Annotated in this window: 14 protein-coding genes; 9 read left to right on the top strand and 5 right to left on the bottom strand. The window is 64.2% G+C overall.

Going from position 1 to position 15,224, the window contains the following annotated elements:
* Positions 1–15 precede the first annotated feature (15 nt).
* On the bottom strand, positions 16–1,149 hold the full coding sequence (gene ribD, locus QNH97_RS25310; protein WP_283554412.1) for a bifunctional diaminohydroxyphosphoribosylaminopyrimidine deaminase/5-amino-6-(5-phosphoribosylamino)uracil reductase RibD: 1,134 nt from the start codon (positions 1,147–1,149) through the stop codon (positions 16–18).
* Entirely contained in the window at positions 1,146–1,610 is a 465-nt protein-coding gene (nrdR, locus tag QNH97_RS25315) for a transcriptional regulator NrdR (protein ID WP_025215726.1), read from the bottom strand. The genes ribD and nrdR overlap by 4 nt, the downstream gene beginning before the upstream one ends.
* Positions 1,611–1,737: 127 nt before the next feature.
* On the opposite strand from nrdR, the gene QNH97_RS25320 reads away from it, so the two are divergent.
* The 3 genes from QNH97_RS25320 (at position 1,738) to trxA (ending at position 3,911) form a co-directional block, all read left to right on the top strand.
* Positions 1,738–2,202 carry a hypothetical protein gene (locus QNH97_RS25320; protein ID WP_283554413.1) on the top strand — a complete coding sequence of 155 codons (465 nt, stop codon included), beginning with the start codon at positions 1,738–1,740 and terminating at the stop codon, positions 2,200–2,202.
* Positions 2,199–2,858, top strand: coding sequence for a class I SAM-dependent methyltransferase (locus tag QNH97_RS25325; RefSeq protein WP_283554414.1), 660 nt, complete (start codon positions 2,199–2,201; stop codon positions 2,856–2,858). The genes QNH97_RS25320 and QNH97_RS25325 overlap by 4 nt, the downstream gene beginning before the upstream one ends.
* Positions 2,859–3,038: 180 nt before the next feature.
* The gene (trxA, locus tag QNH97_RS25330) at positions 3,039–3,911 is read left to right on the top strand and encodes a thioredoxin (RefSeq protein WP_283554415.1); all 873 of its coding nucleotides are present in this window, start codon (positions 3,039–3,041) and stop codon (positions 3,909–3,911) included.
* Here trxA and QNH97_RS25335 read toward each other — a convergent pair.
* Complete coding sequence (locus QNH97_RS25335; protein WP_283554416.1) at positions 3,908–4,261, bottom strand: hypothetical protein; 354 nt, start codon at positions 4,259–4,261, stop codon at positions 3,908–3,910. The two genes, trxA and QNH97_RS25335, sit on opposite strands and share 4 nt — an antisense overlap.
* A gap of 130 nt (positions 4,262–4,391) precedes the next feature.
* Between QNH97_RS25335 and QNH97_RS25340 the strand changes: the two genes are divergently transcribed.
* From QNH97_RS25340 to QNH97_RS25360, 5 genes are all read left to right on the top strand, one after another.
* Positions 4,392–4,979, top strand: coding sequence for a DUF2796 domain-containing protein (locus QNH97_RS25340; RefSeq protein WP_283554417.1), 588 nt, complete (start codon positions 4,392–4,394; stop codon positions 4,977–4,979).
* 134 nt (positions 4,980–5,113) lie between these two features.
* Entirely contained in the window at positions 5,114–5,824 is a 711-nt protein-coding gene (locus QNH97_RS25345; RefSeq protein ID WP_283554418.1) for an ABC transporter ATP-binding protein, read from the top strand.
* A gap of 1 nt (position 5,825) precedes the next feature.
* Complete coding sequence (locus QNH97_RS25350) at positions 5,826–7,091, top strand: ABC transporter permease (protein ID WP_283554419.1); 1,266 nt, start codon at positions 5,826–5,828, stop codon at positions 7,089–7,091.
* Between the two features lie 11 nt (positions 7,092–7,102).
* Positions 7,103–7,621: a DUF3299 domain-containing protein gene (locus tag QNH97_RS25355; protein WP_283554420.1), complete on the top strand. Its 519-nt coding sequence runs from the start codon at positions 7,103–7,105 to the stop codon at positions 7,619–7,621.
* Between the two features lie 257 nt (positions 7,622–7,878).
* Positions 7,879–8,577, top strand: a complete 699-nt coding sequence (locus QNH97_RS25360) for an OmpW/AlkL family protein (protein WP_283554421.1) — start codon at positions 7,879–7,881, stop codon at positions 8,575–8,577.
* Between the two features lie 189 nt (positions 8,578–8,766).
* On the opposite strand, the gene pgnE is transcribed toward QNH97_RS25360, so the two are convergent.
* Together pgnE and QNH97_RS25370 are read right to left on the bottom strand one after the other, a co-directional pair.
* A complete protein-coding gene (pgnE, locus tag QNH97_RS25365) occupies positions 8,767–9,696 on the bottom strand; it encodes a UDP-N-acetylglucosamine epimerase PgnE (RefSeq protein ID WP_283554422.1) in 930 nt (309 codons plus the stop codon).
* Positions 9,689–10,573: a sugar nucleotide-binding protein gene (locus QNH97_RS25370; RefSeq protein ID WP_283554423.1), complete on the bottom strand. Its 885-nt coding sequence runs from the start codon at positions 10,571–10,573 to the stop codon at positions 9,689–9,691. Before QNH97_RS25370 ends, pgnE begins: the two co-directional genes overlap by 8 nt.
* Before the next feature lie 301 nt (positions 10,574–10,874).
* Here QNH97_RS25370 and QNH97_RS25375 point away from each other — a divergent pair, with 301 nt between their 5' ends.
* Positions 10,875–15,194, top strand: coding sequence for a DEAD/DEAH box helicase (locus QNH97_RS25375; protein WP_283554424.1), 4,320 nt, complete (start codon positions 10,875–10,877; stop codon positions 15,192–15,194).
* The last annotated feature ends 30 nt before the right edge of the window (positions 15,195–15,224 follow it).

Here is a 15,224-nt window from a genome sequence, read left to right on the forward strand (position 1 = left end):
AGCGAAAGCCGGGAATTATACGCTCGCCTGCGCAGCGGGAACGGCGATGACTCGCCAGTCATCGCCCACGGCACGAATTTCGATGATTTTCAGTTCTGGTGCGTCTTTCATCTGCGCCAGGGGCCAGTCCAGCAACGGTCGCGCCGAAGAGCCGAGGAACTTACCAGCGATGAAAATCTGGAATTCGTCCACCAGCCCTTGCCGGGCGAAAGCGCCTGCCAGGCGCGGGCCGGCCTCCACCAGCACTTCATTGACATCCCGGGCAGCCAACGCTTGCAGCAGCCGACGCAGATCAACCTGACCGTCATCGCCCGCCACGATCATGCATTCGGGACCGTTGGCGTACTGTTCTTCCACCGCCATGCAGGTAGCGACCAACGCCGGACCGGCCTTGAAAAACGGCGCATTCAGCGGCACGCGCAAGCGACCATCCACCAGCACCCGCAATGGGGGACGGCTCATGATCAGCGCGGTCTGCTCGGCATCCAGCCCGAGTTCATCGGCGCGTACGGTCAGCCGGGCGTTGTCGGCCAGCACCGTGTCGGCACCGGTCAGCACCACGCTGGCCTGGGCCCGCAGGCGTTGCACCGCCGAGCGTGCGGCGGGGCCGGTGATCCACTGGCTTTCGCCGCTTTCCATGGCGGTGCGGCCATCCAGGCTCATGGCGAGCTTGACCCGCACGAACGGCAGGCCGTGTTCCATGCGCTTGAGGAAACCCTGGTTGAGCAGGCGTGCCTCGCCCTCCAACACGCCACTTTCGGTGGCGATACCGGCCTGGGCCAGCCGTTGCAGGCCGCGCCCGGCAACTTCCGGGTTCGGGTCCTGCATCGCTGTCACCACTCGCGCCACGCCGGCGTTGACCAACGCATCGGCACAAGGCGGCGTGCGCCCGTGATGGCTGCAGGGTTCGAGGGTCACATAGGCCGTGGCGCCCCGGGCCTGTGCACCGGCGGCGCGCAGGGCATGGACTTCGGCATGGGGCTCGCCGGCGCGGATATGCCAGCCTTCGCCAACAATCTGCCCGTCACGCACGATCACGCAACCGACCCGGGGATTGGGGTCGGTGGTGTAGTGACCGCGCCGCGCCAACTCCAAGGCACGGGCCATGTAGTGGGCGTCGAGGACGGCCTGCTGCGGCGAGACGGTCATGGTTTCACCGGTTCGCGGGCCAGGCGGTCGATTTCTTCGCGGAATTCGTTCAGGTCCTGGAAGCGCCGGTACACCGAAGCAAAACGGATGTAGGCGACCTCATCGAGCTTCTGCAGCTCGGCCATCACCAGCTCACCGACCACGAGGGATTTGACCTCGCGCTCGCCGGTGGCCCGCAGCTTGTGCTTGATGTGCACCAGCGCCGCTTCCAGGCGTTCGACGCTCACCGGGCGTTTTTCCAGGGCGCGCTGCATGCCGGCGCGCAGTTTTTCTTCGTCGAACGGCTGGCGGCTGCCGTCGGTTTTGATCAGGCGCGGCAACACCAGTTCAGCGGTCTCGAACGTGGTAAAGCGTTCGCCGCAGGCCAGGCATTCGCGCCGGCGGCGGACCTGTTCGCCCTCGGCGACCAGTCGCGAATCGATGACCTTGGTGTCGTTGGCACCGCAGAAGGGACAGTGCATGGTGGCAGGCAACAAAAAAAGGGAGGGCCATGGTAGCGCATCCCACTGGCAAGACAAGCCATAGGGTTTACGGTATACAGACGGGCTTACCGTCATATTCATGGAATTCACCTTGCTGGAGCCACACATGCCGCTACGATCGCTCGTTTTGCTCAGTTTTTTCAGCCTGCTGATGGCGTGCAGCAGCGACGCCCCCAAGCCCGCAGCCCCCGCACCAGCCCCGGCGCCGAAACAGGCCCAGGAAAAGGCCCGCCAGGCTGCCGAGCTGGGCCCGCTGCCGGCGCATCAACGCGAATTGAGCGGCACCCTGCAAGGCATACCGGCCGGCGCCGAGGTCGAGCTGGCGTTGCTGGTGATCGATGACAAGGGCCGTCCGCAACAATTGCTCGCCAGTTCCAGCCTGATCGGCACCACCCAGGCCCTGCCCTTTCGCCTGCGTTTCAACCCCGAAACCTTCCCGGTCGGCGCTCGCGTCGAACTGCGTGGTCGCGCCAGCCAGTCCGGCCAGTTGATCCTTCACCTGCCGGAACAGCGCATCAGCCAACCGACCACCCAGGCGCTGGGCATGCTGCAATTTGTCAAAGCACCATGACGGCACCGCAGGACCTGCAACAAGCGTTGAGTGAGTTGCTGGGTGACGCGCGCCTGGTGGCCTGCCCGCTACCCGGCAGCGACTTGAAATTGTGGCTGATCGACGGCGACAACATGGACCGGGCCTTCAGCCCGGAGGAGACCCGCCGCATTCTCCATGAACCGCCTTATTGGAGCTTTTGCTGGGCCAGCGGCCTGGCGATGGCCCGCTACCTGGCCGAACGGCCGCAGTGGGTCGCGGGCAAGCGGGTGCTGGATTTTGGCGCCGGTTCCGGCGTGGCGGGCATCGCGGCGGTCAAGGCCGGAGCCCTGGAAGTGGTGGCTTGCGACCTCGATCCGCTGGCGATTGCCGCGTGCCAGGCCAATGCCGCGCTCAATGGCGTGGAACTGGGGTACTCGGCAGACTTCTTCGCCGAAGCCGATCGCTTCGACCTGGTGCTGGTGGCCGATGTGCTCTACGACCGCGCCAACCTGCCGCTGCTCGATCACTTCCTCAGCCGCGGTCGCGAAGCCCTGGTGGCCGATTCCCGGGTGCGGGACTTTCAGCATCCGCTGTACCGGCGTATCGAAATGCTTGAAGCCATGACCTTGCCGGACCTGGCCGAGCCCGAGGAGTTTCGGCATGTGAGCCTGTACCACGCGCGGCGCTGGCCCTAAAAGCATCGCGAGCAAGCTCGCTCCCACAGGAATCGGATGAACACTTGAGATCCCTTGTGGGAGCGAGCTTGCTCGCGATGGGGCCCTGCCAATCAACACACCTCTCACTACCACTCCGCTTTCAGCCACCCCCCACCAAGCCGTATAGTTGCCCCATTCAAGCGTTCTACGAGATCCCCCATGACCCAGGACACGCCCTACATTTTCGACGCCACCACCGCCGATTTCGACCAGTCGGTGATCGCCAACTCTTTCCACAAACCGGTACTGGTGGATTTTTGGGCCGAGTGGTGCGCACCGTGCAAGGCGCTGATGCCGATGCTGCAAACCATTGCCGAGAGCTATCAGGGCGAACTGTTGCTGGCCAAGGTCAACTGCGACCTCGAACAGGACATCGTTGCCCGCTTCGGCATTCGCAGCCTGCCCACCGTAGTGCTGTTCAAGGACGGCCAGCCCGTCGATGGTTTCGCCGGGGCCCAGCCGGAATCAGCGGTGCGCACGATGCTCGAGCCCCATGTGCAGATGCCGCCGCCGGCCGCAGCCGACCCATTCGAACAGGCCCAGGCGCTGTTCGATGACGGTCGTTTCGCCGACGCCGAAGCCCTGCTCACCGTGTTGCTGGGCGAAGACAATACCAACGCCAAGGCCTTGATTCTGTACGCCCGCTGCCTGACCGAGCGCGGCGAGCTGGGCGAAGCGCAAACCGTGCTCGATGCGGTAAAAAGCGACGAGCACAAGGCCGCCCTCGCTGGAGCCAAGGCGCAGATCCAGTTCCTCGGCCTGGCTAAAAACCTGCCGGACGCCGCCGACCTCAAGGCGCGCCTGGCGAAAGACCCGCAGGACGATGAAGCGGTGTATCAACTGGCGATCCAGCAACTGGCGCGGCAACAGTACGAAGCGGCCCTCGATGCGCTGCTCAAGCTGTTCATGCGTAACCGCAGCTACAACGAAGGCCTGCCCCACAAGACCTTGCTGCAAGTGTTCGAACTGCTGGGCAACGATCACCCGCTGGTGACGACCTATCGCCGCAAGCTGTTCGCGGCGCTGTATTAAGCCTCGGGCCCGACCCAGCTATAGAGCGGCGTATCGCCGCCGCTCAACACCTTGACCTCGGCGCTATGGCGCAAGCGCACTAACAAGCGCTTGCCCGCCGAGGCACTGCCGGTCAGGCCTTCGAGTTGCTCCAACAGGTCCGGGCCGCTCAGTTGCCCGGCCTTGCGCAGCAGTTCCTTGGCGATCTGCCACTGGGCGTCGTCCTGGTTCGCCGGCTTGGCCGCCGATGTCGCCGTGCCTTCGGACCTGGCCACTTGCAACTGCGCGCCGAGCTGCGCCCAGTCGCCTTCATCCATTTCGATCGACAAGTCCACCGGCCAATCGCCGACCGTTCCGCGTATCCGCAACATCACCGCGCTCCTGAATATTTCATGCGCCCATGCTCCCATGGCCCTTGCGCGACGCCAAGCAGACAGTCAAACTCCCCGCACTTTCGTTATAAGATTACATAACACATCTTGTACTTCCTGGAGACTCGTCATGCGTCGCTTGCTTCTCGCCCTGCCGTTTGCCCTGCTGCCATTGGCTGTCGCTCATGCGGCCATCGAGCATGACCACGACCATGAACATGAGCACGGCAGCCTCGGCGCCCATGAACATGGGGTCGGCCGGTTGAATGCTGCACTGGACGGCCAGACCCTGGAGCTGGAACTGGAAAGCCCGGCGATGAACCTGGTGGGGTTCGAACACGCCGCCACCAGCGACGCCGACAAGGCCAAGGTGGCCGCCGCCCGTGCCCAACTGGAAAAACCCCTGGCCCTGTTCAACCTGCCGGCCGCCGCCCAGTGCAGCGTGGCCCAGCAGGAACTGGAAAGCCCATTGTTTGGCGATAAACCGGACCACGAAGACCACGATGAAGACGCCGATGGCGACGAACACCACGAGCACAGTGAAATCCATGCCCACTATCAATTCACCTGCGCCGTTCCTGGTGCCTTGAAGAACCTGGACCTGGCGACACTGTTCAAAACCTTCCCGGCCACTCAGAAAATTCAGGTACAACTGATCAGCCCAAGCGGCCAGCAAGGCGTGGAAGTGACCGCCAAGGCGGCCACCCTGAAATTCTGATTCACTGCAAAACCCATATGGGAGCGAGCTTGCTCGCGATGAGGCCGGCACATCCAATACAGATGCAGCCTGACACACCGCTATCGCGAGCAAGCTCGCTCCCACAGGGTTCACCTCGATCTGACCGGTTTCATATGACCCAAGCACTCATCGAACTGTCCGACCTGGGCTTCAGTTGGCCCGGGCAACCGCCATTGCTGGACATCCCGGCGTTTCGCCTGGAGGCCGGCGAAACCTTGTTTCTCAAAGGCCCGAGTGGCAGTGGCAAGACCACGCTGCTGGGGCTGCTGGGCGGTGTGCAGACGCCGGATCGCGGCAGCATCCGCCTGCTCGGCCAGGAACTCAGCGAACTGGGCGCCGGCAGTCGCGACCGGTTTCGCGTGGACCACACCGGCTACATCTTCCAACAATTCAACCTGCTGCCGTTTCTCTCGGTGCGCGAGAACGTTGAGCTGCCTTGTCATTTTTCCAAGCTGCGTGCGCAACGGGCCATGCAGCGCCACGGCAGCGTCGACCAGGCCGCCGCCACGCTGCTGGCTCACCTTGGGCTGACCGATCCAAACCTGCTGGAGCGCCGCGCCGATTCGCTGTCCATCGGCCAACAGCAACGGGTTGCCGCCGCCCGGGCGTTGATCGGCCAACCGGAACTGGTGATCGCCGACGAGCCAACCTCGGCCCTGGACTACGACGCTCGGGAAAACTTCCTGCGGCTGTTGTTCGCCGAATGCCGCGAGGCCGGCTCGAGCCTGTTGTTCGTCAGCCACGACCAGAGCCTGGCGCCACTGTTCGACCGCAACCTCTCGCTGGCCGATCTCAATCGCGCCGCTACGCCACTCGAGGTCTGAGATGTATTTGTTCCGTCTAGCCATGGCCAGCCTGGCGAACCGCCGCTTCACCGCGATCCTCACCGCTTTCGCCATTGCCCTTTCGGTGTGCCTGCTGCTGGCAGTGGAACGGGTGCGCACCGAGGCGCGGGCCAGTTTTGCCAGCACCATCAGCGGTACCGACCTGATCGTCGGCGCCCGCTCAGGCTCGGTGAACCTGCTGCTGTACTCGGTGTTCCGCATCGGCAACGCCACCAACAACATCCGCTGGGACAGCTTCGAACACTTCGCCAGCAACCCGAAAGTGAAGTGGGCGATTCCCATGTCACTTGGCGATTCCCATCGCGGCTACCGGGTGATGGGCACCACCGAGGCTTACTTCGAGCACTATCAGTACGGCCGCCGGCAACACCTGGAATTGGCCGATGGCCGGGCTTTCGTCACCGATCCGTTCGAAGTGGTGCTCGGTGCCGAAGTGGCCGAGGCGCTCCACTACAAGCTCGGCGACAAACTGGTGCTGGCCCACGGTGTGGCGGTGGTCAGCCTGGTCAAGCATGACGACAAGCCCTTCACCGTGGTCGGGATTCTCAAGCGCACCGGCACCCCTGTGGACCGCACGCTGCACATCAGCCTCGGCGGCATGGAAGCGATCCACATCGACTGGAAGAACGGCGTGCCGGCCCAGGGCAATGGCCGCATCAGCGCCGACCAGGCCCGTAACATGGACCTCACGCCCCAGGCGATCACCGCGTTCATGCTCGGGCTTAACAGCAAGATTTCCACGTTTGCCTTGCAGCGCGAGATCAACGAGTTCCGCGGCGAACCGTTGCTGGCGATCCTGCCCGGCGTGGCGCTGCAAGAGTTGTGGAGCCTGATGGGCACGGCGGAAAAAGCCCTGTTCGTGATTTCGCTGTTCGTGGTGCTGACCGGGTTGATCGGCATGCTCACGGCGATCCTCACCAGCCTCAACGAGCGCCGCCGGGAAATGGCGATCCTGCGGTCGGTGGGCGCGCGGCCGTGGCACATCGCGACCCTGCTGGTGCTTGAAGCCTTTGCCTTGGCGCTGGCCGGAGTGAGTGCTGGGCTGGCCCTGCTGTACATCGGCATCGCCGCCGCCCAGGGCTACGTACAGTCAGCCTATGGCTTGTATCTGCCACTGGGCTGGCCGAGCGAATATGAATGGACGCTCATGGCTGGCATCCTGGTCGCCGCCCTGCTGATGGGCAGCGTGCCGGCCTGGCGCGCCTATCGCCAATCGTTGGCCGATGGCCTGTCGATCCGTTTATGAGGACATTGAAAATGCCCCGCGCCCTGCTTGCGCTGTTGATGATGGTCGCCCTGCCGCTGTGGGCGGCCGAGCCGAGGGACCTGGCCTGGTCGGAAATGATCCCGCCGGACGCGCCGCCGGAAGTGCCGAACATGACCCCGTTGCACGACTTGTCGAAGATGAGCGATGCCCTGGCCGCCGAAGCCGCACCGGCGGCCAAGCAGGATTTGCCCAACGCACCGGTGGTCAAGGCCCTCGACGGCCAGCAGATTCGTTTGCCTGGCTACATCGTGCCGCTGGAAGTCAGCGAGGAAGGCCGCACTACGGATTTCTTGCTGGTGCCGTATTTCGGCGCTTGCATCCATGTGCCGCCACCGCCGTCGAATCAGATCGTGCATGTGAAAAGCGAGGTCGGCGTGAAACTCGATGAGTTGTACCAGCCGTACTGGGTCGAAGGACCGATGCAGGTCAAGCCGTCCACCAGTGAACTGGCCGATGCCGGGTATCAGATGGAGGCGCAGAAGATTTATGTATATGAGCTGCCGGAGTGAACCCGGTAGTGATGTGCAGTCAGTCAGATAGCTATCGCGAGCAAGCTCGCTCCCACAGTTGATCGGGTTTCTTCGGAAAGAATGCAGTCGAATGTGGGAGCGAGCTTGCTCGCGATGGGGCCGTCAAGGCGTGCTCATCAGCATTTTATTGAGCCAAATCAATTTATCACCCCAGACTCATTGAGCTGTGTCAAAAGACCAGCCCAGACGGCTTCGTACCATAGGACATCAATTTTGAAATGTCCTCTGGAGCCCCCATGCACAAGTCCTTGCTCAGCGCCTCCCTCGTTGCTCTCGCGCTCGCCGCCCCGCTCGCCCAGGCCCACACGGCCGGCGACATCATCGTTCGCGCCGGTGCCATTACCGTCAATCCAGAGGCCGACAGCTCCAGCGTCAAGGTCGACCGTGGTCCGTTGGCCGGTGCCGACCTGGGCGGCAAGGCGACCATGAGCAGCGACACGCAACTGGGGCTGAACTTCGCCTACATGATCACCAACAACCTGGGGATCGAACTGCTGGCGGCCTCGCCGTTCGAGCACGACGTGAAGATCAAAGGCACCGCCCTGGGCGCGGCCAACAACAAGCTCGGCAGCCTCAAGCACCTGCCGCCGACCCTGAGCCTGGTCTACTACCCGCTCGACGCCAAGTCGGCGTTCCAGCCTTATGTCGGCGCCGGCATCAATTACACTTGGATCTACGACGAACACGTCGGCAGCACAGCCAGCGCCAACGGCTTCAGCAACTTTCGCGCAAGCAACAGCTGGGGCATGGCATGGCAAGTGGGCGCTGACTACATGCTGACCGACAACGTGATGATCAACGGCCAGATTCGCTACATCGACATCGACACCACGGCGTATGTCGACAACAACGCCGTGGCCGGCGGGACTCGGGCCAAGGTGAATGTCGATGTGGATCCGTTCATCTACATGGTGGGGTTGGGCTACAAGTTTTAACCTGCAGCACAATGGCAAGTTGATAACACATCCTGTGGCGAGGGAGCTTGCTCCCGCAGGGCTGCGAAGCAGACCCAAAGAGGTTGCGACCGCTTCGCGCTCGAGCGGGAGCAAGCTCCCTCGCCACAGTGTTCACTCCAGCATTGTGCAGTTCATGAAAAAGGCGCCTCGAAAGGCGCCTTTTTTCATTCAGCGGCCCAGCAACCGCGCCAATCCCTCACTCATTGGTGTTTGCGGGGGAAAGTTGAAGCGCTCCAACAAACGACGATTGTTGGCCCGGGAATGGCGGATGTCGCCAGAACGCGCCGGGCCATGGCTGATCGGCGGCAGGTCGCCGACCACCGCGGCCAGGGCCTGGAGCATCTGGTTGAGGGTCGTGGCCTGGTTCCAGCCGACGTTCACCGCCCCCACTTCCACCTCAGGCTTCTCGATGGCTTGCACCAGCAAGTCCACCAAGTCTTCGACGTAGACAAAATCCCGGGTCTGCTCACCATCGCCGAACACAGTGATCGGCAAGCCTTTCAGCGCCCGTTCGCTGAAGATGCTGATGACCCCGGAATACGGCGAGGACGGATCCTGGCGCGGGCCGTAGATGTTGAAGAAGCGAAACACCACCGGTTCCAGCGCGTGCTGACGACGATAGAAGTCGAAGTAGAACTCGCTGGCCAGCTTATCCGAGGCATAGGGTGTGAGCGGCGCCTTGGGGGTTTCTTCGTCGATGGACTCGCCTTCGCCATTGTTGCCGTAGACCGCTGCGCTGGAAGCGAACAGCACCCGCTTTACACCGGCCTGGCGCATGGCTTCGCAGACATTCAGGGTACCGATGAAATTGCTCTGGTGCGTGCGCACCGGGTCGTCCACCGAGGCTTGTACCGAAGCCACGGCGGCCAGGTGCGCCACGGCGCTGCAACCGGCCATGGCCCGGGCGACCAGCGCCGCATCGGCGACGTCGCCTTCGATCAGCTCGACAGCGGGGTTGTCCAGCGGCAGGTTGCTGCGCTTGCCGGTGGACAGGTCATCGAGGATGCGTACCGAATGTCCCTTGGCAAGCAGAGCGTCAGTCAGGTGCGAACCAATGAAACCCGCACCGCCGGTGATTAAAACAGGGCCTTCAGCCATGACGATAAAACCTATCCAGTAAGCTCGGGAGCGCCGCGCGCCAGGCGCGGGGCTTGATCCCGAAAGTGTGCAGTATTTTCTTGCAGGCCAGTACCGCGTGCTGCGGCTCTTCCGCGGCGTCCGGCCGTGCAGCGTGAGCCTGGGGCGTGGGTGCCTCGACCGCCAGGGGATGGAGGGCGCGGGCTTCGGTGAGGATCGCCTGGCCCAGGGCCAACGGCGTGGTCGCCTCGTGCCCGGCGTAATGGTAGGTGCCCCACAGCGGAGCGGCGCAATCGAGTTGCTTGAGTACGGAGATGATCACCCGTGCGGCATCGTCCACCGGCGTCGGATTGCCCCGACGGTCATCGGCCAGCAACAGCTCTTCGGGCTGTTCGGCCCGGGCCAGGAAACGTCCGAGAATGCCGTCGGCGCTGTCGTCCAGCAGCCAGCCGAAACGCAGCAGCACATGTTGCGGGCAGGTGGCGCGCACGCTTTGCTCGATCCGCCACAATGCCTGGCCACGCAGGCCCAGGGGCACGGGCTCGTCTTTTTCGCTGTAGGCGGTGGCACGGGAACCATCGAACACCCGATAGCTGGACGGTTGCAGCAAGACGATGTTGTGATGCTGGCACAGCTCGGCCAGGCGCTCGACAGCCCGCTCCTGGCTGGCCAGGCGCGGCTCGCTGACGGCCTCGGCCTGGAACCAGTCGAAGTAGTACGCCAGGTTGATCAAGGCGTCCGGCCGGGTGTCGTCGAGCAACTGAGTCAGGCTCGCGGCATCCCAACCGTCTTCGGGGGGGCGGGGGGCAAGAAAACCGATGTCTTCTTCTGCACCGAGGCGAATCAGCGCCTGCCCGAGGGCATTCCCGCCGCCCAGTAACATAAGGCGCATTCGCATAAAGTCAGCAGGCCCAGTCTGTTGGCACAAGAATTTGGTCGACAACGCCCGCAGGCGTTGTCGGAATCGTTGCATTTTGCGGGTTTAGTGCGCAACCGTCATCCGTAAAGTGTGGATCCGGCATTTGCGTTGTCCTTTATGGCCTCTTCGCGAGCAGGCTCGCTCCCACAGGTGACGGGTTTCTTCAGATGAAATGCGATCAAATGTGGGAGCGAGCCTGCTCGCGATGAGGCCCTGACAGGCGACAGAGGTCTCAGACGATACTTGCATCCTCCCCTCCTCGCCCGCATAAACTGCCCCCATGAATCTGCCTCTTGCAGCCGACCACGCCATGGCAGGCTTTCACCCTGCCGTTCGCGCCTGGTTCAGCCAGACCTTCCCTGCGGTCACCGCCGCCCAGGCCCAGGCGTGGCCGTTGATCGGCCAGCGCCGTTCGACCCTGGTGGCGGCGCCCACCGGCTCGGGCAAGACCCTGACCGCATTTCTCGCCGTACTCGACGACCTCGTGCACCGCGGCCTGGAACAGGGCGGCCTGCCGGACCAGACCCTGGTGGTCTACGTCTCGCCGCTCAAGGCGCTGAGCAACGACATCCAGATCAACCTGCAAAACCCGCTGGCCGGCATTACCGAACAACTGCGGCAAATGCACCTGCCGCCCCTGCACATCACCACCGCCGTGCGCACCGGCGACACGCCGCAGAAAGAACGCACGGCGATGCGCAAGACCGCGCCGCACATCCTGGTGACCACCCCCGAATCGCTCTACGTGCTGCTCGGCTCTGATTCCGGCCGGCAGATGCTCGCCAGCACCCGCACGGTGATCGTCGACGAAATCCACGCCATCGCCGCCAGCAAGCGCGGCAGTCACCTGGCCTTGAGCCTGGAACGCCTGCAAGCCCTGTGCGCCGAACCGCTGGTGCGCATTGGCCTGTCGGCCACGCAAAAACCCATCGAAGCGGTGTCGCGCTTCCTCGTGGGCAGTGGGCGTACCTGTGAAATCGTCGACATCGGCCACGCCCGGCCCCGGGACCTGGACCTGGACATCGAGGTGCCGCCGGTGCCGCTCTCGGCGGTAATGGCCAATGACGTCTGGGAGCTGGTCTACAACCGCCTCGCCGACCTGGCCCGGGAACATCGCACCACCCTGGTCTTCGTCAACACCCGGCGCCTGGCCGAACGCCTGAGCCGGCATTTGAGCGAGCGCCTGGGCAAGGACGCCGTGGCGGCCCATCACGGCAGCCTGGCCAAGGAGTTTCGTCTCGATGCCGAACAACGCCTCAAGCGCGGCGAATTGCAGGTATTGATCGCCACCGCGTCGCTGGAGCTGGGCATCGATATCGGTGACGTCGACCTGGTGTGCCAGATCGCCTCGCCCCGCTCGATCTCGGCCTTTCTGCAAAGAGTTGGGCGCTCCGGGCACCAGGTCGGCGGCACGCCCAAGGGCCGCCTGTTCGCCACCACCCGCGACGATCTGATCGAGTGCGCCGCTCTGCTCGACTGCGTGCGCCGTGGCGAACTCGACATCCTGCACATCCCCAAGGCGCCACTGGACGTATTGGCCCAGCAGATCGTCGCCGAGGTCAGTTGCCAGGAATGGCAGGAACAGGCGCTACTGGAAACCTTCCGCCGCGCGTCGCCCTACGCGGAACTGGATGAAGGGCATTACCAAGCGTTGTTGCAGATGCTTGCCGAAGGCCTCAACGGTCGCCAGGGCGTGCGCAGTGCCTACCTGCACCGGGACGCCGTGACCCGCACCTTGCGCGGACGCCGGGGCAGCAAGCTGACCGCCGTGACCAGCGGCGGCACCATCCCGGACAACGCCGACTACAGCGTATTGCTCGAACCCCAGGGCCTGAATATCGGCAGCGTCAACGAAGACTTCGCGGTGGAAAGCATTGCCGGCGACGTATTCCAGCTGGGCAACACCTCCTACCGCATCATTCGCGTCGAAACCGGCCGCGTGCGGGTCGAGGATGCCCAGGGCCAGCCGCCGACCATCCCGTTCTGGCTCGGTGAAGCCCCGGGTCGCAGCGCTGAGTTGTCCCTGGCCGTGGCGCGCTTGCAAGCCCAGCTTGATCAACTGCTTGGCGCCACGCCGGGCAATCTGCAACCGGCCCTGGATTGGCTGACCGGCACCTTGCAGTTAAATCTGGCCAGCGCCGAACAATTGGTGGATTACCTGGCGCCGGCACGCCTGGCTTTCGGCGCCCTGCCGTCCCAGGACACGCTGCTGATGGAGCGGTTCTTCGACGAGTCCGGCGGCACGCAACTGATCATCCACACGCCGTTCGGCAGCCGCATCAACCGCGCCTGGGGCCTGGCCTTGCGCAAGCGTTTCTGCCGCACTTTCAATTTCGAGCTGCAAGCCGCCGCCAGCGAAGACGCCATCGTGCTGTCGCTGTCCACCAGCCACAGCTTCGAGCTGGACGAGGTCTGGCGTTACCTCAACAGCCACAGCGCCGAACAGATCCTGATCCAGGCCGTACTGGATGCGCCGCTGTTCGGCGTGCGCTGGCGCTGGAACGCTGGCGTGGCCCTGGCCTTGCCGCGTTATGCGGGCGGGCGCAAAGTTGCTCCGCAGATCCAGCGGATGAAAAGCGAAGACCTGATCGCCAGTGTGTTTCCCGACCAGATCGCCTGCCTGGAGAACCTCGCCGGCGAGCGTGAAATCCCCGACCATCCGTTGGTGGAACAAACCCTCGACGATTGCCTGCACGAGGCCATGGACAGCGAAGGCTGGCTGACGCTGTTGCGGCGCATGGAAGCCGGCGAGATTCGCCTGATCAGCCGCGACCTGCCGGCGCCCTCGCCCCTGGCGGCGGAAATCCTCAGCGCCCGGCCCTACACCTTTCTCGACGACGCGCCGCTGGAAGAACGCCGCACCCAGGCGGTGATCAATCGGCGCTGGAGCGATCCACAGTCCACCGACGACTTGGGCGCGCTGGACGCCGAGGCCATCCAGTCGGTCCGGGACGAAGCCTGGCCGAGCCCGGCCAATCTCGATGAAATGCACGAAGCATTGATGAGCCTGGCGTGCATCGCCGACAGCGAGGCCAGCGCCCACGTGCCGTGGCTGGATTGGTTGCAGAGGCTGGCCGAGACCGGGCGCGCCAGCCATGTGCAGATCAGCGCCGAACGCGGCCTGTGGGTGGCGCTGGAACGGCTGACGTGTCTGCAAGCGGTGTATCCACAGGCCCAATGGCAACCACCGCTGACGCCTTTGGCCGGTTTCGATGAAGCCTGGGACGGCGACGAAGCCATGGTGGAAGTGCTCCGCGCCCGGCTCAGTGCCTTTGGCCCGCTGCCGTTGAAGGCCATCGCCTACCCGCTGGGGTTGTCGACCTCACAGGTGACCCAGGCACTGGCGCACCTCGAGCAGCAAGGCTACGTGCTGCGCGGGCGGTTCACGCCGGGCACTGGCCAGGAGGAATGGTGCGAGCGGCATTTGCTGGCGCGCATCCATCGCTACACCGTCAAGCGCCTGCGCCGGGAAATCGAGCCGGTGATGTTGCAGGATTTCATGCGGTTCCTGTTCGACTGGCAGCACCTGTCGCCGTCCACCCAAGGCCGGGGCAGCGCCGTACTGCCGTCGATCATCAGCCAGTTCGAAGGCTACCCGGCCGCCGCCTCGGCCTGGGACAGCGACTTGCTGCCGGCACGGATCAAGGACTATTCGCCCAGTTGGCTCGATGAGCTGTGTCGCAGCGGCAAGCTGGTGTGGACGCGCCTGAGCGCTCGCCAGAAGCTTTCGGCCAGTGCCCTGCGCAGCACGCCGGTGGTGTTACTGCCGCGCAGCCAGGTCGCACTGTGGAGCAGCCTGGCCGAGCAAACGCCGATCAGCGAACTGTCGCTCAAGACGCAAAAAGTCCATCAGGCCCTCAGCGAGCATGGCGCGCTATTTTTTGACGAACTGCTGCACGAAGCCCACCTGCTGCGCAGCGAACTGGAAATCGCCTTGCAGGAACTGGTGGGCGCCGGCCTGGTGAATGCCGACAGCTTTGCCGGCCTGCGCGCGTTGATCACCCCCGCCAGCAAGCGCCAGGCCCGCAGCAGTCGGCGCGGGCGCGGGGCGTTTGTCGGCGGCATGGACGATGCCGGGCGCTGGGCCTTGCTGCGCCGTAGTGCGCCCACCCCCGTAGACGGCAACCGACCCGCGTCGACACCGCCCGAAACACTGGAACACATTGCCATGACCCTACTACGCCGTTACGGCGTGGTGTTCTGGCGCTTGCTGGAGCGGGAAGCGGATTGGCTGCCAAGCTGGCGCGAGTTGCTGCGCACCTTTCATCGCCTGGAGGCGCGGGGCGAGATTCGGGGTGGGCGGTTCGTCAGCGGCCTGGCGGGCGAACAATTCGCCCTGCCCGAAGCCATCCCGCTGCTGCGCGAAGTGCGCCGCCGCCCCACCGACAGCAGCCTGGTGGCGGTGTGCGGCGTCGACCCGCTGAACCTGGCCGGCACCCTGCTGCCGGGGACGAAAGTGCCGGCGCTGGCGAGTAATCGGCTGGTGTATCGCGATGGGTTGCCGGTTGCGGCGCAGATCGCTGGCAAGCAGCAGGTGTGGGTGGAGTTGGATGGACTGGGGATGACTGAGGTCAGGAATAAGCTGATCCAGAAAGGTTGAGGGTGTCTGGACGGGCCTCATCGCGAGCAA

The sequence above is a fragment of the Pseudomonas sp. G2-4 genome, assembly GCF_030064125.1.
Classification (GTDB): Bacteria; Pseudomonadota; Gammaproteobacteria; order Pseudomonadales; family Pseudomonadaceae; genus Aquipseudomonas.